19 protein-coding genes are annotated in these 20,565 nt (G+C 42.4%); 11 read left to right on the top strand and 8 right to left on the bottom strand.

Translation table 11 applies throughout. From position 1 onward, the window contains the following. Window positions 1–72 precede the first annotated feature (72 nt). The 4 genes from AC04MM_RS05895 (at window position 73) to AC04MM_RS05880 (ending at window position 6,779) form a co-directional block, all read left to right on the top strand. A complete protein-coding gene (locus tag AC04MM_RS05895; protein WP_475379402.1) occupies window positions 73–522 on the top strand; it encodes a hypothetical protein in 450 nt (149 codons plus the stop codon). A 157-nt stretch (window positions 523–679) separates the two neighbouring features. After that, the gene (locus AC04MM_RS05890) at window positions 680–4,354 is read left to right on the top strand and encodes a DEAD/DEAH box helicase (protein ID WP_475379401.1); all 3,675 of its coding nucleotides are present in this window, start codon (window positions 680–682) and stop codon (window positions 4,352–4,354) included. Window positions 4,355–4,456: 102 nt separating this feature from the next. Further along, window positions 4,457–4,918, top strand: a complete 462-nt coding sequence (locus AC04MM_RS05885) for a DUF3015 family protein (protein WP_475379400.1) — start codon at window positions 4,457–4,459, stop codon at window positions 4,916–4,918. Between the two features lie 25 nt (window positions 4,919–4,943). After that, window positions 4,944–6,779: an Lnb N-terminal periplasmic domain-containing protein gene (locus tag AC04MM_RS05880; RefSeq protein WP_475379399.1), complete on the top strand. Its 1,836-nt coding sequence runs from the start codon at window positions 4,944–4,946 to the stop codon at window positions 6,777–6,779. On the opposite strand, the gene AC04MM_RS05875 is transcribed toward AC04MM_RS05880, so the two are convergent. Then, window positions 6,780–7,382 carry a nitroreductase family protein gene (locus tag AC04MM_RS05875; protein ID WP_475379398.1) on the bottom strand — a complete coding sequence of 201 codons (603 nt, stop codon included), beginning with the start codon at window positions 7,380–7,382 and terminating at the stop codon, window positions 6,780–6,782. 36 nt (window positions 7,383–7,418) lie between these two features. Here AC04MM_RS05875 and AC04MM_RS05870 point away from each other — a divergent pair, with 36 nt between their 5' ends. Then, the gene (locus AC04MM_RS05870) at window positions 7,419–7,892 is read left to right on the top strand and encodes a hypothetical protein (protein ID WP_475379397.1); all 474 of its coding nucleotides are present in this window, start codon (window positions 7,419–7,421) and stop codon (window positions 7,890–7,892) included. Here the strand turns inward: AC04MM_RS05870 and AC04MM_RS05865 are convergent, their stop codons facing one another. Genes AC04MM_RS05865 through AC04MM_RS05840 form a run of 6 tightly spaced genes read right to left on the bottom strand, consistent with a single transcriptional unit; the run spans window position 7,893 to window position 14,592 of the window. After that, on the bottom strand, window positions 7,893–8,165 hold the full coding sequence (locus AC04MM_RS05865; protein WP_475379396.1) for a hypothetical protein: 273 nt from the start codon (window positions 8,163–8,165) through the stop codon (window positions 7,893–7,895). After that, window positions 8,165–9,247 carry an endolytic transglycosylase MltG gene (gene mltG / locus AC04MM_RS05860; protein ID WP_475379395.1) on the bottom strand — a complete coding sequence of 361 codons (1,083 nt, stop codon included), beginning with the start codon at window positions 9,245–9,247 and terminating at the stop codon, window positions 8,165–8,167. The genes AC04MM_RS05865 and mltG overlap by 1 nt, the downstream gene beginning before the upstream one ends. Window positions 9,248–9,251: 4 nt before the next feature. Next, window positions 9,252–10,757 carry a succinylglutamate-semialdehyde dehydrogenase gene (locus tag AC04MM_RS05855; protein WP_475379394.1) on the bottom strand — a complete coding sequence of 502 codons (1,506 nt, stop codon included), beginning with the start codon at window positions 10,755–10,757 and terminating at the stop codon, window positions 9,252–9,254. A 3-nt stretch (window positions 10,758–10,760) separates the two neighbouring features. Next, the gene (locus tag AC04MM_RS05850) at window positions 10,761–11,789 is read right to left on the bottom strand and encodes an arginine N-succinyltransferase (protein WP_475379393.1); all 1,029 of its coding nucleotides are present in this window, start codon (window positions 11,787–11,789) and stop codon (window positions 10,761–10,763) included. Beyond that, entirely contained in the window at window positions 11,786–13,165 is a 1,380-nt protein-coding gene (locus tag AC04MM_RS05845; protein WP_475379392.1) for a M20 family metallopeptidase, read from the bottom strand. The genes AC04MM_RS05850 and AC04MM_RS05845 overlap by 4 nt, the downstream gene beginning before the upstream one ends. A 5-nt stretch (window positions 13,166–13,170) precedes the next feature. Beyond that, window positions 13,171–14,592, bottom strand: coding sequence for an aminotransferase class III-fold pyridoxal phosphate-dependent enzyme (locus AC04MM_RS05840; RefSeq protein WP_475379391.1), 1,422 nt, complete (start codon window positions 14,590–14,592; stop codon window positions 13,171–13,173). A 141-nt stretch (window positions 14,593–14,733) separates the two neighbouring features. Here AC04MM_RS05840 and AC04MM_RS05835 point away from each other — a divergent pair, with 141 nt between their 5' ends. From AC04MM_RS05835 to AC04MM_RS05815, 5 genes are all read left to right on the top strand, one after another. After that, complete coding sequence (locus AC04MM_RS05835) at window positions 14,734–15,492, top strand: SH3 domain-containing protein (RefSeq protein ID WP_475379390.1); 759 nt, start codon at window positions 14,734–14,736, stop codon at window positions 15,490–15,492. Window positions 15,493–15,578: 86 nt separating this feature from the next. After that, complete coding sequence (bamD, locus tag AC04MM_RS05830) at window positions 15,579–16,325, top strand: outer membrane protein assembly factor BamD (RefSeq protein WP_475379389.1); 747 nt, start codon at window positions 15,579–15,581, stop codon at window positions 16,323–16,325. Window positions 16,326–16,327: 2 nt separating this feature from the next. Then, entirely contained in the window at window positions 16,328–17,053 is a 726-nt protein-coding gene (locus AC04MM_RS05825; protein ID WP_475379388.1) for a tetratricopeptide repeat protein, read from the top strand. 29 nt (window positions 17,054–17,082) lie between these two features. Then, window positions 17,083–17,601, top strand: coding sequence for a hypoxanthine phosphoribosyltransferase (gene hpt / locus AC04MM_RS05820; RefSeq protein WP_475379387.1), 519 nt, complete (start codon window positions 17,083–17,085; stop codon window positions 17,599–17,601). Between the two features lie 337 nt (window positions 17,602–17,938). Then, a complete protein-coding gene (locus AC04MM_RS05815) occupies window positions 17,939–18,262 on the top strand; it encodes a hypothetical protein (RefSeq protein ID WP_475379386.1) in 324 nt (107 codons plus the stop codon). Here AC04MM_RS05815 and AC04MM_RS05810 read toward each other — a convergent pair. Then, window positions 18,255–18,659, bottom strand: a complete 405-nt coding sequence (locus AC04MM_RS05810) for a hypothetical protein (RefSeq protein WP_475379385.1) — start codon at window positions 18,657–18,659, stop codon at window positions 18,255–18,257. The genes AC04MM_RS05815 and AC04MM_RS05810 overlap by 8 nt on opposite strands. Window positions 18,660–18,850: 191 nt before the next feature. Between AC04MM_RS05810 and AC04MM_RS05805 the strand changes: the two genes are divergently transcribed. Continuing rightward, window positions 18,851–20,494: a hypothetical protein gene (locus AC04MM_RS05805; protein WP_475379384.1), complete on the top strand. Its 1,644-nt coding sequence runs from the start codon at window positions 18,851–18,853 to the stop codon at window positions 20,492–20,494. Window positions 20,495–20,565 lie beyond the last annotated feature (71 nt).

The following is a 20,565-nucleotide window of genomic DNA, read 5'->3' as shown; positions in this document are numbered from 1 at the left end:
GATTAGACAAATTAGCTCGAAAAGCGGTTTATAACCGTGCATAAATAACAAGGCTGTACTAGGCTTTGCCCCATGAAAAATTTTGTATGCATTTTAATCCTGGTCAGTTCGCTATTTGCCAATGCCGAATCCGTTAAGCCAAAGTACTCAACCATGTTTATTTTAACGCGCATTTTAGAGTACAAAAACTTAAGCTTTAACTCAGAGATTCCCATGCCGGCGGTTATTTTATCAAGTGAAGCCTCACTCAAACAATTTCAGGATGATATCGAACCACAATGGGGATTTAGACCGGATGTGATTACCAATGCCTATGTTGTTCATCTTAACAAAATCTATCTTTATGACGACAAAAACTATTACGCCGGACACCAACGCTGTATTGACGATTCACTGGCACATGAACTTGCACACTATGTTCAGGTGCAGTACCGCAAGTGGGATCTAAACGACGATAGTCTGGAATGGGATGCCATTGATACCCAGAATTGGTTTCGTGAACAGCATTGTTCAAACGAATAGCTATTTTAAACGTCGGCGTCATAACACAAAAACCAAAAAAAGTGTAACTTATATTCAACTATAAAAAGGTCAGTTATTCCGTCTACAAATTGCTAAAATTTGCCGTCCTTGTTAGGATATTCAATTCCCCGGTTGAAAAGACCGGGATTGGAGAAGTGTGAATCAAGATATCGCGGCAATTAAAAAACCTTATTACCACTGGCTAGAGCGGGCACAGTTAGGCCAGCTTGATTTTGCCGTGATTCAGTTGCCGCAGTTTTTAAACGAACAGTACCTGACAACCATTCAAGAGCAGATTTCTACTCTTGGCTTAGAGTTATTTCCGCTTCCCAAATCCCGCTCTTACGAATCTTTCGACACCCGCAGCCACAGCATGATTTCGGATCTGTTAAGAGGCAAAAATTACAGCTTTAACCGCAACACTTATCAGGAGTTAACTGATGTTGTTTCTTTTTACTTACAAAATGAAACACGTCTGTCGTTGGACCAGATCGGAAATTACGATCTGGGTGTAAGCTTAGCGCGTGAGCTGAATCCTGTATTAATCGAAAAGCAATTCGCCTTTCAAACGGCGAAAGAACGCGTGCGTTTAAGAAATTTCATGAAGTTTCTGGGCCGCTTTGAAGCCCAACAAAATGAATACCTGATCGGCTTTGTCCTGCTGGAAATGATTGATAATCTATTTGTTCTTCGCCAGAAATTTCCGAATTTTAAAGTTTATCTGGCTTTGGACGTAGCCGGCATTAAATACGGCTTAGAAATTTCTGAACTCCATGTGCAAAAACCGATGTTTGGCGAGTATTTTATTAAGCCAATTGAAGAAAAAAATCTTCCGTACCTGGGCGGAGCCGCCCTTACCCAGGATCGCGCCGCATCCGAAGCTAAAAATGAACTTCATCTTTACCCATCGACCGTTAATCTTGAGACCGGACTGTTCACTGCAGTGCCTCTGGAAAAAGCCGGCCGCAGTGATGATATTGCTTTTAGTTACTTAGGCCCTGATTTTGAAAAATCAGGCCCCGATCGTATCTACAAAAACCATTCAAGCATTGCGGCGATCAAAAGTTTTTTAAGCGAACACAATATTCACTATTCGTTTACCCAGAACCCGATTGCAGTAAAACCGGATAAATACGGAATTAACCTGCAGCACTACATGGAGCCCGGTTTTGAAAGTGTGTTCTATTCGCTTTGGAGTGAATTTACCTTTCAGGATGATGTGTACCGTGTGCACAATACGCAGCTCACCACCGATCTGTTATTGCAGACGGCTCTCAATGGTATTTCATATTTATCGGATGCCGAAAGAAAAGACCTGGCGTCACAGCGTAAAGGTTTAAAACGTGATAATGACTTACGGCTATTAAAACATCAGGGCGTAGCAAGTCTGATGATCGTTGAAACTTGCCGCCATGTCTTAAACCGGCCACTGACAACCGGTCAGTTTAATTTAACGGACGAACAGTTCTTAGAAATTTTAGAAAATAATATTTTTGATTTGTTTAAACGCTCTATCCTTGTGGATAAATTCGGGGAAATTAACCCGTTCGAACGTAAACTCAGCGCCTTTTTGTCAGAAAAAGTTTATGCGTTTTTTAAATTCGCTTTAAATGAAATTTTAAAAGTCGTGCGCGTAAACACCCGCTACTTAGTGTTAAAAGGCCAGATTCTCGAGCTGACCGAGTTCGATAAATTCACCGCCGAATCACTGCTCGTGTGCTTAGAACCGCTGATGTTTGAATCAAAAGGCGATCTGTTCACCAAATCAACGTCGAAATATCTGGAGCTTGTGGCTGACTCGTTAAAAACCAGCGAAGCCTTTGAACCGATTTACACCGGTTTTAACCTGCAGGCAGAACTGGCCAACCAGTATATCCGAAAAATCAGAATTTCCGATGAGACCCTGCCGCTGCTGTACAACAAAATGTCAGACTTGGCGGCACAGGGCTGGGATGTGTATATCAATGCCAAATCACTGGAAAAGCTGGGTGAAGAAGATTTTAAATCTGAAATTACCGTACAGAATTCAAAAACTGACTGGTTTGAGTTAAGTCCGAAATTATTTTTTAAGGGTATTGAAGTAAATCTGGAAGATGTTAATTTCTCCGGCAAAGGTACGCAGACGTTAAGCGGCATCATGTTCTATAAAGGCCGCCCGTTTTTAATTGATCCGAATTCAATTCCGAAATTTGCCGCCCTAGAAAAATTCTGGGAACGAATTAAGAACGACACCATTAACAAGAGTCAGCGCGGCGAAAAAGAATTCGTGCGTTTACCGAAATCACAGATCTTAGAGCTGCTGGCGCTGGCCGAAACAGGCACGAATATTGTTTCTGATCACCCGTACTGGAATGAAATTCACAACTTTTACAAAAACCTAGGTAAATCCGAAACCAAATTACAGGTTTCAGACAGCTTAAAAAGCATCTTAAAAGAACACCAAGTCGTCGGAACCCAGTGGATACATGATTTATATAAACTTAACCTGGGCGGAATCTTAGCCGACGATATGGGTCTCGGAAAAACCTTACAGGTGCTGGCCTTTTTAGACGAACACCGTAAAGCCAATATCTCTTGGTCACTGGTGGTGGTACCGACGTCGCTTTGTTTTAACTGGGAATCAGAAGCGCGTAAGTTTACGCCGGATCTACAGGTCGAAATTTTCAGCGGCGCCAAGAAAAAAGAGCTTCTAGAAAAAGCCGGCAAAGAGCATAGGGTTATTATCGCCACTTACGGGCTATTAACCGAACACGAAGATTTTTTTGCCAACGTGTTATGGGATGTGATCGTTTTTGACGAGGCCCAGAACCTGAAAAATCTGTCTTCAAAAAGAACATCGTCGTCACGGCTGTTAAAGGCCAGATTTAAGTTAGCCCTTTCAGGTACACCGCTTGAAAATAACTTTATGGATTTCTTTTCGCTGACGGATTTAGTTCTGCCAGGCTCGATGGGAAGTTATAAAATATTTCAGGAGCAATTCGGACCTGGAAAGACCATCGATCCGCAGGATGTACAGTTTTTAAAATTAAAAATGCGTCCGATTGTTTTACGGCGCACCAAAGATTCGGTTAATCTTAATCTTCCGAAAAAACTGGAAGAGTCTATCCGTTTTGATTTCAGCGAAAAGCAGATCGAGATCTATAAAAAACTTGCGATTTCGCATAACGATCAGGTTAATCAGATCATCAGCGAAAAAGGACAGACGTCATCACAGCTGGCGATGTTAACTGCACTCTTACGTTTACGTCAAGCCTGTTCAGACCCAAGTGGCATACCACAGGTTAAGTTCACTGAAAGCCCGCCGAAGATTGCGCATATTCTCGAATGCGTAAAAGAACATATCGAAGAAGGCAAGAGTGTCTTAATTTTTACCCAGTTTTTAGCGACCCTTGAAAAAATATCGAATTTATTTACTGCCGATAAAATCCCGTTCTACACTTTACATGGCAGTGTTGCTAATAAAGCACGCCGTGAAATTTTAGAATCGTTTCAGAATTCAGAAACCCCGAAAGTTCTGCTGATGACGCTAAAAACCGGCGGCGTGGGCTTAAATTTAACCAAAGCCTCGGTCGTCTACCATATCGAACCGTGGTGGAACCCGGCCGTAGAAAATCAGGCTACCGACCGTTCGCACCGACTGGGGCAAAAAAATGATGTCCAAGTCTACCGTCTGTTGATGAAAGATTCGGTCGAAGAAAAGATCGAGATCTTAAAACTTAAGAAAAAATCTTATTTCGACGCGCTATTTTCAGACTCTGAGTCATTTGAAAAAGTGATGAACGGCAGTGGTCAACTCAGCGCCGAAGACTTTAAATTTTTACTGGGCCTGTAACAACAGGCCTATGGTCCAGCTCACTACCGACATTTTCATTGGCTATAAATAAATCTTAATTGATCATTAGTGATAACCAATTTTTATTCAACGGAGGTTAATATGTTGAAGGCGTTTATTACTGTATTTTTCATGGGTTCAATGGCTATGGCTGCTGGCGATGCCGGTTGCGGTTTAGGTAGCATGATCATCACCAAGAACTCGAAATTATTGCAATTATTTGCAGCGACGACAAATGCGTCTTTCGGTTCGCAAACATTTGGTATCACTTTCGGTACATCAAACTGTAATGCCAGCGGTATCGTTCAGAACGACAAACAAATTCAGTACTTCGTAGAAGTTAACCAAGCTGAATTAACGCGTGAAATGGCTCAAGGTCATGGCGAAAAATTATCAACACTAGCTGCATTAAACGGCTGCGCTTCAGAAAACCAAATTTCTGCTTTCAATGCTAAAGCACAATCGAGCTTTGCAACGATCGTTCCGAGTGCAAAAACATCTGCAGTTGACTTTGTAAACAACATGAAGTCTGCTTCAGTAGCAGATGCATGCCACGGTTCGTAATTTAGTTTTTATAATTTTACTATCAGTGAAAGCCTCACCTGCGTGGGGCTTTTCTGTTTCTGACAAAGTCTCGCGGTTAGAAAACTATCTGCAAAAGGCCCAGCAGGACAAACTCTGGCTCGATCCGCGCTGGTTGGCTCTTGGCCACTACGAAAAAAAATACTTTTCCTACAGCTCACCATTTACCGAAGGATTATTTCTTGATGCCAACGGTGCAAGCTCGCCTGAAAAAGAACTATTTACAACCATCCGCCTGCTCTACGGCGATAATGACCAAAAATTACAGTGCCGTTATCTTGCGCGGGCGCAGTGGTTAAACGCGGTTTTACAAACCGACCCGCAGGACCGACTGCCCTGCGAAGAACGCCAAGCCTGGAAAAGACAGCTCAATGTGCAAGCTGTTTCACTGATTTTTGCAGCCAGCGATATGGGAAACGCCTCTTCCAGTTTTGGACATACTTTTTTAAAGATAATTAATCCCGAAAATGCCAAAAACAAAGATCTGATCGATTACGGCGTTAATTACGCTGCCGATGCGGATGCCAGTGAAGGTGTGTTTTACGCACTTAAAGGTTTGTTTGGTATGTACAATGGCCGCTTTACCATGCTTCCGTATCACCAGAAAATCCGCGAGTATATCAATCTCGAAGGCCGCGATATCTGGGAGTATGAACTAAACTTTTCTCCGGAAGAGACTGACTTTCTCGTTAACCACTTAATCGAAATGGAAAACGCGCGTGCTCCGTATTATTTTTTCAGCGACAACTGCTCGTACCAGATTTTAAAAACTTTGGAAGTTGTGCGCCCAGATTTAAAACTGTCGCAGGAATTTCAGTATTTCACGATCCCGATTGATACCGTAAAAAAATTAACGACTCTCCCGTTTACCCCGCTGACCGGACGTAAATACAAAAAATCCCTGAAAACAGATTATCTGGAATCTTTTGGCCAACTGGGTGTCTTACAAAAAAAAGCACTCGATGCAGCGGTAACCGATCTCAATATTCCTGACGACTATGAGTTAAACAAACTGGAAAAAGCTCAGGTCTATGAAACTGCCATGAAGTTTTATTCTTTGCGCGCTTTTACTTCCGATAAAGATTATGATGAACAGAAATACCAGCTGTTTTTAAAACGTGCGGCCATGGGTATCGTTGCCGGAGCTGATGCCAACAATAAACCGGAGCCACCTGAAGACAGTCATGATTCATCAGCTTTGTACTTTGGCATGGGACAGGCAAATTATAAAAACCAGGATGTGACTTATACATCACTGAAGTTTCGTCATGCCTTACATGATTTAGAACAACAGGATTTCGGCACGGTGCCGTTCAGTCAGAATGAAATGGCTTCGATCGAAGCCCGCGCGATCACCAGTGACAGCCATGATAAAAAATTTCATATCCACAAATTAACTTTTTTAAATCTGGTCAATTTAAACCCGGTTACCCAGCTGGATAAAAATTTTTCCTGGAAGTTTCGCGCAGAACTGGTAAATGCCATGGATAATTTTACTGCCGACACTTTTGCCGGCGATGTCGAAGCTTCTGGTGGTTACAGTTATGATCTTGCACTTTTTGCACGCTCGCGTATTGCCTACCTGATGACGGTACGCCACTGGCAGAAAAACTTAAACAGTCTTGGCCCCGAAGTGCTGTTTGTCAGCCGCTTAACCCCGGCTCTGGGCTTTTCATTGAATGTGACCTACTTCACACAAGCTGATCATGCAGATTTTCTTCGCTATCGCAGTAAACTAAACTACACACTGAAAAAAAATTACGATGTGCAGTTCGCGCTAGAAAATGGCTTTCATGACGAAACGCTGATGCAACTACAGTTAGTTTGGAATTTTATTTTATAATTACTCAAGCCACGTCACGCGGTTTTCTAACTGGCGTGGCGCTTTTGGCGGGTTGTGGTCAGGATAACCGATCACGATGCCGCAAAGAAGTTCAAGCTCACCTTTTTTATATTCTGGCAACTCGGTGACACCTAAAAATTTGTCGACGTCTTCTTTAATTTCCAGCGGCGCTCCCATCGTGCAGCAGCCTAATCCTTCAGCCTGACAGGCCAGATTGATATTCTGCACGGCCATGTACACACTGCCGATGCTGGTGTGGTATCGCTCTTCATTGTCATTGTGCGAATACGCAAAAACTAAAACCGGCGCGTCGCCTAAGGTGTAAAAAAAACGCTCTGTGAAATCATACAAAGATGGCTTTAGGCGTTTTTGCAGAATATCTTTAATACCTAACCATGACTTTTGCGAATACGTTAAATACTCATCACGTTTTTTGCCCTGTACGACAAAGAAGCGCCAGTTCTGCCGGTTTTTTCCCGAAGGTGCATGAAATGCGGCCTGCTGAAATATTCTCTCTAAAACATCGCGTGGCACGGGGTCTTTTTTGAATTTGCGGATAGACTTACGACTTTGGACGAGTTCGTAGAATTCTGGTGACGTCATTTGACCCCCTAAGGCTTATAGAACAAAATAATAGCTATGAATCAGGCCGTTGAAAACGAAAAATCCATCTCGATCCCGTTATTAATCAGCGCCTTAGTTGTTGCCTTAGTTTTTGCAATTGGTTCATCCATGACCTCGGTGCGCCGTATTTTTACCCCGAGCACGGAAGAACGTAAAATCCTGGCTAAAGCCTTTGCGCAATATCAGCAAAAGTCATTTGTCATTTTTAAAATCAAAACCAATTCAGGCATTGAAATCGAAATCTATGCTAAGGATCCCGTAAGTAATAATCAGGTGTTCAAACAGCGCTTTCCGTTGAACGACGATGCTGAAGCATACTTAATGGTAAATTCAAATTCGATGAACCTGGGCTTAGTTGATATAAATGCCGATGGCCAGATGGATATCGTCGCACCGACCGCAGATAAAAATGGCAATTCCCGTTTAAATGTATTTCAGTATAATTCGGACTTAGATTCTTTTGTTCCGTATGTAGAAGCGGCACCCTGATTATCTCTTTTTTTCTGAAGCTTCAAGCTCTTTAACCGCGTCTGCCAGATCATCCATACTTGGCGGGGTCACAGTGGCCGAAGCAGTTTCCATTGTTACATGGTAAAGCGGCACGTTCTGAATTTCACTTGGCTCTTGGTCTTCAGGTAATGGTTCGTAAGGAGCAATCACTTCTTTGGCCGCCGTCACATCTTTAGGCGGCCCTTTGTGTTTAAAGAACAAAAAGTAAGAAGAAACACCCAACACTGCCAAAGCAAAAAATATTTTAAGCATTAGTTATTCGTCGTCTTTTTATTTAAATCACGCCAAGATTTGCCCTGACGTGCTTTCGGGTCAATCTGAAATGTTTTTACTGCAGCATTGTGGGCTTCTAAACTTTCTGAAAACTTATGCGTACCATCGTTATGACTTACGAAATAAAGAAACTTCGAAGTCTGTGGCTTTAATGAAGCCAGCAATGCCTCTTTACCCGGATTAGAAATCGGCGTCGGTGGAAGACCGTAGATCGTGTACGTATTATGCTTGGTCGGTGTCAGCAAATCTGTGCGGGTAATGTTTTTTGGCATCGCTCCGCGCACTAATGCAAGCCCATACAACACCGTCGGGTCGGTCTGCAAACGCATGCCTTTATCCAAACGATTATGAAACACCGATGAAACCAAAGGACGTTCGTGTTTGGCACCAGTTTCTTTTTCGACGATACTTGCAAATGTAACCAGTTGATTACGGGTCCACTTACGCTGTGGAAAATTCTGGTTAAAAACCATCAACTCAGGCTGGATCTCGGCGTACACCGTTAAAAATCGTCGCACCATTTGGGTAACGATATCTTTTTGCGTGTCAAATTTTGTAACTTTATAGGTCTCTGGAAATAAATAACCCTCCAGTGAATCCAGGTTTTCGCCAAGTAACGACTGAATAAAATCACGGTCGCGAAAAAGTGCTAATGCTTCTTGTTTGGTGCCGTAGTTGTTCTTTTCTAACAGCTCGGCGATATCCCACATATTCAGACCTTCGGCCACCGTGAAATTACGCGCTACACTTTTTCCGGAAGTTATCACCGCTAAAATTTCATCCGGAGTCATGGCGGCGTTTAAAGCGTATTCACCACGCTTTAATTTGGGGTTCATGCCGCGGTAGCGCGAATACCACTGAAATAATTTGGCATTCTTGATCAGTTTGGCACTTTCTAAGTTAAGCGCCACGGTTTGCATACCCTGCCCCGGGTTTACATCAAATAAAACTTCAGTTTTATCACTGCTGTAACCGGTTTTTAAAAACTGAAATCCGAAAAAAGCCAAAGCAATAAAAACAGAAACGGCAAAGAATGTCGCTGCAGATAGTATCGTCTTCATTTTTTTACTCAAGAGTTACTCCAGGAAGTAGCTTGGTTTTATCAAGTGGGGTCGGATCTTCTAAACTTGCTAACGGCACCGTGGTGTACTGAACCGCGAAGTGTGCAGATGGTCTGTCATTACCTGATTTACCCATTCCGCCGAACGGTAAACGTGAACTTGCACCATTGGTTGTGCGGTTCCAGTTTAAAAGACCCACGCGCGCTTTTAAGATCGCTTCATTATAAAGCTCTTTATTTTTAGTAAATAGCGCCATCGCTAATCCGTAACCCGTTGAATTCACGATATCCATTGTGTTTTCAAAATCACTTGAACGGTAAATAGCCACATTCGGGCCAAAAATTTCTGTTTTCTGGTAAACCGAATTTTTATCAAATGATTTAACCAAATGAATACTCGGAGTCACATAGTGGCCTTTGTATTCTAAATCTAAGGCTTTACCGCGCATTAGGTTTTCACAGTTTTCACGGTTTGCCATCTCTTGGAAGCGGATATATTTTTCAACCGCACCACCGTTGATCAACGGGCCCATAAAAGGATTTTTTGACCAGTGACCAATTGTTAATTTTTTAGCTGTCTTGTAAAAACGGTCGGTAAATTCGTCAGCAATCTTATCGTGTAAAATCACACGCGATGTGCCTGAGCAGCGCTGACCGGTTGACATGTAAGCGCCGACGATTGTTTCGTAAACCGCTTTATCCATATCAGCATCATCCCATACCACTGTGGTATTCTTACCGCCCATTTCAAGGGCTAAGATTTTCCAGTAGTGGTTTAAGGTTTCTTGTTTAATTTTAAGCCCGACTTCGTATGAACCGGTAAATAAAATACCGTCCACCGCTTCATGCGCCACAAGTCTGCGGCCAGTCTCAGCTTCACCGTGAATCATATTGTACACGCCTGCCGGAAACTGCGCTTTTTCAAAAAGTGCCGAATACAGTTGTCCTACGTACGGTGTTTGCTCTGACGGTTTAAAAACTATGGTGTTACCGGTAAGTAATCCCGGAATAATATGGCCATTCGGTAAATGCGCCGGAAAATTAAATGGCCCGATGACAGCCATTACGCCGCGAGATTTAAAACGGATTACCCCTTCAACCTGCGGTAAAGCGTTCGGAATATGTTCTTCCTGCACAAGCTTCAACGATTCATTGATAGTTACATCAATTTTAGCCGATAACGCCTTGGCTTCGCTCGTCGCATCCCATAATGCTTTTCCGGTATCACGGGCAATGGCTTCGGCCATTTCTGCTTCGTGCGCCACAAATAATTCTTTTAAGCGTAAGACATATTTTTTGCGTTCATCCAAAGACAATCTTGCCCAGGGAAGATAAGCTTTTTTTGCCGCCGCAATCGCTTGCTCAACATGATCTAAGCTGTAGCTGACTGTTGTGATTTCATCAGTTAAATCGGCCGGAGAAATATCTTTAAACTGGCCGTCGGATTTGGATCCTTTGATAAATTGGCCATTAATAAAATCACCTAAAAATGGAGTGGTTTTGTATTGCATATCTTACGCCTTCTTCCCGAATTCAAAAGGTGATACCCACACCTCTTGATCTAAATCTAATTTTAAACGATCACGCGTTTTTGCAGGTACGGCCACATTACCATCCTGGATATCATAGCCTGTTAACATACATTTGAAGTCATCACTGCCAAAGCCCACTAAACCCATGGTTTTATATGAGGCCTCTTTGCCTTCAGTCACGCGCAACTTCTTACCCATCTTAATCGGTAAGATTTTTTCTGTTTCGCAACCGTAGTGCGGACCACCGTCAAAGGGGTCAACTTCGTCTAGGTACTGAAAGCCGATGCTTTCCAGTAAATGTTGCGCAGGTTTAGTCGCTTCACCCACCCGGCCAAGCACTAAACGCGCTTTTGAATCCAATAACGCTAAATAAATATCTTCTTCCGGAAATAACGATTCGATAAATTCTTTGTTCGTTTGCGACAGCGCATCGGCTTCTTGGTACGGAAGACCGGTAAATCTGCGGCCCAAAGCCTCCCAGAACTCGCTGCGGCCTTCATCGGTTAACGGTGGTGTTAATTCACATAACACACGCTTTTCAAAACGTTCAGGGTTTAAAGCCATGTACACAAAGCGGCTTAGGGAAATTTGTTTACCCAAGCGCTCGGGACGCCGGCGGTAAGCTTTATCAACGAGTAATCCGCCAATTTCGGTAGGTCCATCGGTGTCCAATTGAAAACGTAACACCTGATGGATAAAACCAATCCCCAGATCCTGCGAAAAATGATCACGCTTTAAAATTTTGAAATAACAATGCGGCACCTCGTCTGAACCATGTTTTGCGATAATTAAAGAACTGCCGACAACGGCCTGCTCTTCAACATCTTCGACCACAAAGATATATTCTGATTTGTGTTTTGGTAAATCCCCAGCGAACGAGGCCTCACTACGGGCAACTTTTTCTGCAATAACCTTACGATCACCCGGTAAATTTAATAAATTAAATTGCTTCGCTAAATCTGTTAATTGCACAACATCGTCTTTGTTAACCGCTCTTACAATAAAGCTCATAAACAAAACCTTTCGATCATTTTTTGGTAAAATGACGTCATTAATTCTAAATGTTTGATTTCGACATGTTCATTGGGCGTATGAACATTGTTTTCTCTTTTGCCCGCACCGATACAGATGCACTCGATCCCGATGCGCGAAAAAAGACTCGCTTCATTTGTAGAAGCTAAACTTGTGCACTGGCTTTTTTGCCCGAGTTTTTCTAATTCTGCCAGCGCCCCTTTTACCAGAACAGATTTTTCATCTGTACGAAACGGGCGTTTATAATCCTGCAGTCTGAATTCTGCGCCAACCTGGGCGCAGGCCTGTGAAATCATCTGCATCCATTTTTCATACTCTTCCTGTTTAACATTAGGAAGAATACGGCAAGAACCGCCAATTAAAATATGATCATCAAAAGTGCGGATAATCCCTACACTGATCGTTGAATACTCCGGCGTAAACACCTTGTCTATGACCAGTTTCATCTGGTTTTGCACATCGTTCATCGTGTTATAGAGAAAATTAATTTTACGGATCACCGGATCCTGAAACGAAGCGGCTACATCCAGTTCAACCATCGCCTGGTTGGGAATCATATTCTGGCGCGTGCCCGCATCCATTTCAACAATCACTACGTTGTCAGGCATTTTTGACAAGTAATCAAAAAGTTTTAGCGCCGCACTTTCCCCCAGGTGAGGTGTAGATGAGTGTGCACTTTTTCCTGAGAAAACTTTTGTCTGAGTGGATGTGTATTCTGACAACGCTTTACTTTTTTTGTATTCAACTTCTTCACGGCTAAACGGAATACGCATTTCTACTGTCGCATAGCCTTTTGCCGCATTCACAATATTTAAATCCGAAGGGTCGCCGATTAAAGCATACTTTGCGTTAATTTTATTTTTACGGATCAACTTTAATGCACCCTGCATTCCGGTTTCTTCACCGAAGGTTCCGACTAAAACCGGCTGTAAAGTGTTAAACTTTTTATCACGCAATTGCGCCAGGGCCAGTAACTTGCATAAAAAATCCAATTTAACTTCAGCAGCACCTAAACCATAAATGCGGCCGTCTTCAATAATTGCATCAAACGGATTAAAATCATTTTTTTTCCATAATGCAAAATTACCCGGATCGGCGGTATCTAAGTGAGCCTGCAGTAAAAATTCACTGCGCCCCGCCTGAAATGGCTCTAGGCGAACAATGATGTTGGCCTGAATCACGCCGCTTTGCATTTCTTGCTGAACTTCAACATCAAACCCAAGACCGCGGGCCAAGGTGGCCAAGTACTCTGCAGCTTCATATGTAGAGGCCTGCGGCGAGCAGTCGATGGCCATAAGCTTTCGACAGCTTCCGATAAAATCAAATGAATCTGCAGCAGAGACTTGGTTAGCCAACAATCTTACAGTCCTTCTTGCACCGTTTTTTCAATCACTTGAAGTGCAATTTCGATATCTGAATCTTGAATAATTGCCGGAACTAAGAAACGGATACGAACCGGATCCTTACCGCAGGTAAACGCAATGATTCCGTTATTAAATAGTTTTTTAACAAATAATTCGGCCTGTTCTTTTTTACCTTCAAACGGCGTAAACGCGATCATTAATCCCATGCCGCCAGCGTCAGTTAACAAACCTTTGCAAGTTGTTTCGTTCAGGCGATTGATACCGTGGATGAAGTGGTTATGAATTTGGTTAATACGCCCGTTAGGTCCGATGTAGCCTTCTTCGAGCATTTCTAAAATTTCCAAACCTGCAGTCATCGAGCTTGAACCGCCTGAGAAAGTTCCGGCGATCAAACCTGGTTTTGGATTGTACTCTTCGGTATAAAGCGTGCAGCCTAACTGAACTGTTTTCGCAATCGTTACGATATCCACGTATTCGCCTAAGTTCATTGTTTCGAACGCGAAGAATTCGCCCGTGCGTGCAAAAGTTTGCACTTCGTCAGCCCATACTGCAATTTTATTTTCTTTACAGAATGCTAACATCGGTTCGTAGAATTCACGCGGAGTTGGCACAAAACCACCTTCACCTAACATCGGCTCAAAAGAAAAAGCGGCGATTTGTTTATCAAATTTAGCAGCGTGTTCTTTTAGGGCGCGCAATGCGTTTTCTGCGGATTTCGGATCTTTTTTGTCATAGTTAGGAATACGTAATACTTCGTTGTACTCTGGCAATCCCTGTTTATACGCCGGATTATCAGTCACTTCAGCCATCATTGTCGAACGACCGGCAAATGCATTTTTCATCGCCACGATCATTTTAGCCGGAGAATTTTTTTGTCTCGCCATTTTGATCGCGTTTTCGTTAGCCATCGTACCGCAGGTTGAAAACCAAGCGTGTTTAAGGCGTGATTTACGGCCGGCGATCTGAACTAATTTTTCTGTCAATTTTAAATATTCGTTATTTGGCTGGATGTTACCTTGCATAACCACATCTGATAAAGCACCGCGGATCGCTGCTTTCATTACGCGTGGGTGTGCATGCCCCATCAAGTGGATACCGATACCGTTGATTAAATCCATTTTTACCGAACCATCTTCCAGTTCTACGTAAACGCCTTGACCAGCACCGGTACCGATATACGGGTGGTAAAGCGGACGGCCACGAAGTTTTGCGATATGATCCATTTTGTTTTTGTTGCGTTCAACTAAGCTCGGTTGTGGCGGTTGAATCGTTTGGATCGCGCTGTTGATCACCATGACTTCATCAACCAAATCGTTGACTAGACCTTCGACAACTGGGTCGTGATCAAGTTTTCTTCCGGTCAATAATTCATCTGTGTTTTGCACTTTGGCAATAGCGCCTTTGATAGCTGATAACATGTTTTTTCCTCATAGTTCTAGGGAGTGTTTTTAGGAGGTTAGAATACCTTGTTGCGACGAGCTATGACAAGGAAAGCACTCCTTCGTTAGACTTTGGCTCTGTGCTTCTAAGAGGCTTTGCCTCTTGTGCAAAAGGAGTCTATGGCGGCAGTGGATTTTACCCAACAGTTTCAAAATGCATTATCTTTGCAGCAAGAGAAAAAATATGACGAAGCGTTAACCGCTTATAAGTCACTTATAGAGCAGAACCCCGACCTAAGCCGTGATCAAATCGCAGATATCAGCTATAATGCAGCTCTCGCCAGCTTCAGCAAGCAAGACTATCTACAAAGTTATGTCTATAACCAAAAAGCGCTTTTACTCCACCCACGCCACAGCCAGGCGACCGAACTGGGAGCTAAAATCAAAACCCACTTTCAGGTAAAAGCCACGCCACATGATATATCGCTGTTAGAAAACTTAAACAAAGCTGGTTTGGAGTCGATGCCGGTCGAAGCCCTGTGGGTTTGTGCCACGATTTTTCTGACCGTGTTTTTACGCAGTATTTTTAATTTCTATCTCGCGCGCAAAAGAGAAATCATGGAGAACCTAAAATTTAGCCGCTATGCTTACAAGAATTATCTGTGGCTGGTTTTGTTCTTAACTTTTTCGCTCGTGGCCGGCATGAAAATATGGGATGAGCGCACGCCAAAAGCTCTTATTAAGACGGAGTATGCCGTGCTGAAAACAGCGGCCGGCGAAAACCAGGCCTCACTTTCTGAGCTTCCGGGCGGTAGCCTTGTGCATATTTTACGCGTTACCAAAATCGGCGATCTTATGTATTATCAAATTAAATATCCGGGCGGAATTTCAGGCTGGGCCAAGAAAGACGATCTTGAACTGATTTTGCCTAAAGACTAACCAAAAATACCCGCGTTAGTGTCTAATTTTTTTGACTTCAAACGCCCCTTGGGTTGTTATGTTTTTTGAGGTCGACTGTGAATGTTATGACAAGTGTTAAATCATTGAAATTATTTGTAGTTTCTTTAATGGCGTGGGGCTTTCTTTTTTCCTGCGCAACCCAAGAAAAAGATTTAAACACGGCTGAAGGTTTATTTGCCTACGCTAAAGAATTTCAGGATGCCGAACGCTACGAAGTAGCACTTACCAAATACGCCGAAGTTCGCAATAAATTTCCGTACAGTAACCTGGCCACCGAAGCCGAACTGGCGATAGCTGATGTTCATTACTTACGGGAATCTTACACCGAAGCCGAAGTGGCTTACCAAAATTTTCGCGACCTTCACCCCAAACATGCCAAATCAGACTACGTTCTATATCGCATTGCCATGAGCTATTACATGCAGTTACCCGAAACAATCGATCGCGATTTGTCGGTAGGTAAAGATGCGATTTACCACTTTATCGAGCTGAATAAACTTTACCCGAAATCTGAATTTGCAGCTGACAGCAAAGCCAAGCGTGAAGACGTTTACAATCGTTTGGCACAAAAAGAACTTTACATCGCTGATTTTTATTATCAGCAGGAAAAATACAATGCCGCCTTACGCAGATACGAATCTGCACTGGTTAAATTTCCGGGAATCGGTTACGACCCACGCGCCCACCTAGGCGCAGCCAAGAGTGCAAAAATGGTTTCTGATAAAAAGAAACAGGATCTGCACGCCAAGGCCTTAACGACGAAATATCCGAATTCTGAAGAAGCACGACAGTTGAAAAGCGAGGGGCTATAAACATGAGATCTTTTTCTGGACAGCTTTTAGACGAAGCCCGTGAAGCGTTTATCGACGGCAAATACCAACAGGCCGAGCCCCTGTTGATGCAACCGACCTTAATCAACTCAAACAATCCTGAAATTTATCAGATGTTAGCCACAATTTATTACAACCGTGGCCAGTTCAATAAAGCGATCAAAACTTTTAAACGCGCTTTGGAAATTGATCCGACTTACAGCGATGCTGCAGTCGGATTATCGATTATTTTAAATGACCTGGGTAAATACGATGAAGCCAAAAAAGTTTTCGAACAGGCCCAGTCAATCGTGGATAAGAAAAAATCTTTTCATCAAAGTTCAAACCTTGAAGAAAAAATCGCTTCTAAACACATCGAAACTGCCGATCTGTACTTACAGGTTCGCCGCTTTGATGAGGCTTTAGAGCAATACATGAAGGCCTATCACCTGACTGCGAAAAAAGGTGATGTCGCTTTACTTATTTCTGAGTGCTACGTGCAGGCGGGACAAAAAGACAAAGCGATCAAAGAATTAAAAGCGGTTATCCAGTACGACAGCAAACTGATCAAACCTCGTCTTAAGCTGGGATTAATCCTGTACAACTCACATATGGTTGCCGAAGCCGTTGAACAGTGGGAAAATATTATTCGCTTAGAGCCGAAAAACACTGAAGCACTACGCTACTTAAAAATGGCTCAGACAACAGGTATTACTAATTTAGAATTTTAATTTAGACTTGATTAAAAGGATTTTAAACTATGAAACAGATTCGCGATGAAATGGCCGCTTTTTTAAAACAAGAAGACATCCAAAAATTAGTCGGAAAGCTTGCCGCACAAATTGAAAACGATTACGAAGGCCGCGAAATTATTTTTATCTGCCCTTTGCGCGGTTCGGTGCACTTAACTGCAGACTTAATGCGTAGAATCTCTCTACCCCAACAAGTTGATTTTGTATTTGTGCGCTCGACTGAAAAAGGCGGTGCAATCAGCATGCAAAAAGATATTTCGATCAATATCACCGGAAAAGATGTGATCATCGTTGAAGAAATCATTGATACCGGCCGCACACTGTCTTACTTAAAAGACCGCTTATTGGCATCAAAACCAGCTTCATTAAAAATCGTAACGTTATTAGATAAACCGGCGCGCCGCGAATTACCGATTCGCGCAGACTACATCGGTAAAACGATCGAAGATCGCTACGTGGTAGGCTACGGCATGGACAGCGATGAAAAAGGCCGTAACTATTCTGAAATTTACGTCTTAAAAAACTAAATGTCTTTAAATGGGTTTTCGCCTTAAGCGAAAACCGCATTCACCACAAATAGAGTTAATACACACACGACGTACAATAGTACGAAATTTTTTGGAATCATCCTTGATCTCCTCGTTAGCTTGTCTTCCCGTTAATTAGCGTATCGTTATGGTACTTTTTAAGCAAGCTAGCTGGACCATGGTCTTGCCTTGTCTTTACAGAGTACTCTTGCTTTCGGTTTACATTTTTTGTAAACCCAAATCCCGATCGTTAAATTCCGGACACCGAATTCTGATTTCAGTATTTACCGCTTTCAATCCTGATTAAGCGAGTACAGGTTTTGAAATCCATGACCACATGGAAAAGAAATTTTTAGTTCAACAGCAATATTTTGATTTATACGGATATCTCAATTCATCAAACCCCGTAAAAAATCAACCAAAGCCAATGTATTTTTATACCAAATATATAGATGGCGAAGAGTATCTATTTGCAGCAGTATCCGATTGGCAAAAGCTTTCACTTTGCAAAAAACTTAAATCTCATCATTGGGTAGGAGCTGGCGATATTCAATATGAAGATTTAAAAACAGAAGTTGCTAAATTTCTCCCTCGCTGCTTGCAACCACAAATCGATTTAACTAAGTGTATTCAAAGGCGAATTTTAGGGCCCTTTACTTAAGATACTTACTAATTCGAAAAGTTTCTAATCCAGGCAGCGTACGCATAGACTGGTTGAACATATATTCAAACAGGCGATAACTCACAACCATGTTTTCATCAGTACGATTCAGTAACAGATTCTGACCATACAAGTGAAAATTCCCGTCAAAGTATTGCATATGTACTTCTTCGTCTTGAATCCATATGCGGCAATTCGGTAATGTTCGATGCCATTGGCTTTGCTGATGGTATTCATGAATCTTTCTTACTTCATCAACCCAATCTTTCATTTTAAAATAGCGAATTTCGAAGTCATTATGACTGGTGAAGTGAAAATTAATAACCCACTCCTCATCAGAAGCCCACATCAAATTTTTAAGTTTGTCTATCATCACTAAACTTTGTTCATATGTCATAACAACGGTATCGGTTATCTAGAAATTTCCAGGATAATTTATATTTGATATGGCTGAATTTATAACTCGACTGTCGTCGTGTTATATTAGGTCTAGGATTCACAGTCTCAAAATGAAACGTCAAACTAATAGATGGAGTAACAATATTGGTCTCTACATTGCTGACTAATTACTTAAAGGGGAGAAATCAAATGAATACAAATACAATCACTAAGTTTTTTACACTTGTTAGTATTTTTGTAGTCAGTGCTTTCACAATAACGACCTATGCAAACCCTACAACAACTAGCGCACAGCCTGTAGCTTACGCCACAGAGTCATCTGATGCTAGAGCTGAAGCCGCAATTAAGAGAATTTGCGTTGGTGATGTTAAGAAAATCGGATACACAGATATGAGTCACTGTAGCCAATGTGTTGGCGCACAAACTTCAGGTGTTTCAGTACAGGGTTGTCCATCTGGTAGTTCGGATTCAGATTCAGCTTGTGAAACTGCGTTCAAAGAGTTTAAAGACGGCTTAGCTGATTCATTGAGTGCTTGCGAAGGCTTAGTTGGCAAATCCGCAGATTCAAAACAACGATGTTCGCAAAAGATCCAGGAATGTAAAGAGATGGCAGCTCAAACATCGTCACAAACTCCGCAAAGTGATAATGGCATCGGCAGCACGATAAATATCTTTCGTGCGGTGATCGGTGGCGAAGACTCACTAGGAACCTCTTCTGCCGGCAGCTGTTTAATTGATATCGACAGTAAAGAAGCGCGCGATGCAGAAAAAGAATTTCGTGACCGTCGCAAAGAATTACAGGATGAAAAGAAAAAAATCGAAGACGATGCGATCAAAGATAAAGAAGATAACGATAAAGAAATCACGCGTATCACTAAAGAAATCCAGGAATTACAGCGTGATAACAAAAAAACTCTGGCTGAAGCTGATGTCAGAATGCGTGAAGAATTAAACCGGTCACAAAAAGATATGGTTGATTCAGCAGCGCGGTTACGTAATTTAACGACCCAGATCTCTAAGAAAAACGATTCGTTGCGCGCATTAAATTTTGCGTACGCAGACCGCATGTTAGATACATCGGCGCAAAAAGCCAACTTACGCTGTAAACAGGTATTAGATACAGCTAAAACCTGTATGATCAAATCAGCCAAAAATATCCAGGATCCGGCATGTAAAGATTTTCCGTTCACAATCAAGTCGAAAGGTCCGAAAGCTACCGCTGAGTTAAAAGCGCAGTTACAGGTCGTAAACGATGCCTGCTACGAAAAAGAAGACCGCGAAAGAAAGAAACTTCAGTTTGACCAGCAAGAGCAACAGAAAAAAGTGGCTGACGAAATGACCGAATTACAAGCGCAAGCCAAAGAAGAAGGTCAGCGCCAGCAGATTCAGTCAGAAAACTCGACGAAGATTTCTCAGGAAGCTGAGCGCGAAAAACAAGAAGCGCAGGCCAATATGGCTGAACAGATCGCAACTTTACAAGGAGAAATGGCCCAGTTTGCCCAAAGACTTGAAGCTAAAAACTACCGTTCGCAGGAGCGTTTAGCTAAGTTAACCGAAGATTTACAAAAATTAGAACTTGAAGAAAAAACCGGTAAACGTTCAAAAACAAGTTTAGCTTCAGCTGCGGTAAGAAAATCAAACGCAAATTTTGAAGAAGTCATTGGCACCTGCGACTGTAACCCAAAGCTTGCAGAAGCTAAAGACGATAATGTTGGCGGTACTTCAAACAAAACTAGAAGAATTTGCGCCAGCACCAAACGCTTGATTCCAAGTGCTAGCTCAAGCTCAACAAGAAAACGCGGAGGAAGTACGTCTTCCGGCGGCGCTTTATAACAATAATTAGTTACGCAAGACTTTAAGCCAGTTACGATTACCCAGAAGCGCATTTTTTTGATAGGCTAAAC

This window comes from Bdellovibrio sp. SBM16 (genome assembly GCF_056175625.1).
This window is presented reverse-complemented; position numbering and strand designations above follow the sequence as displayed.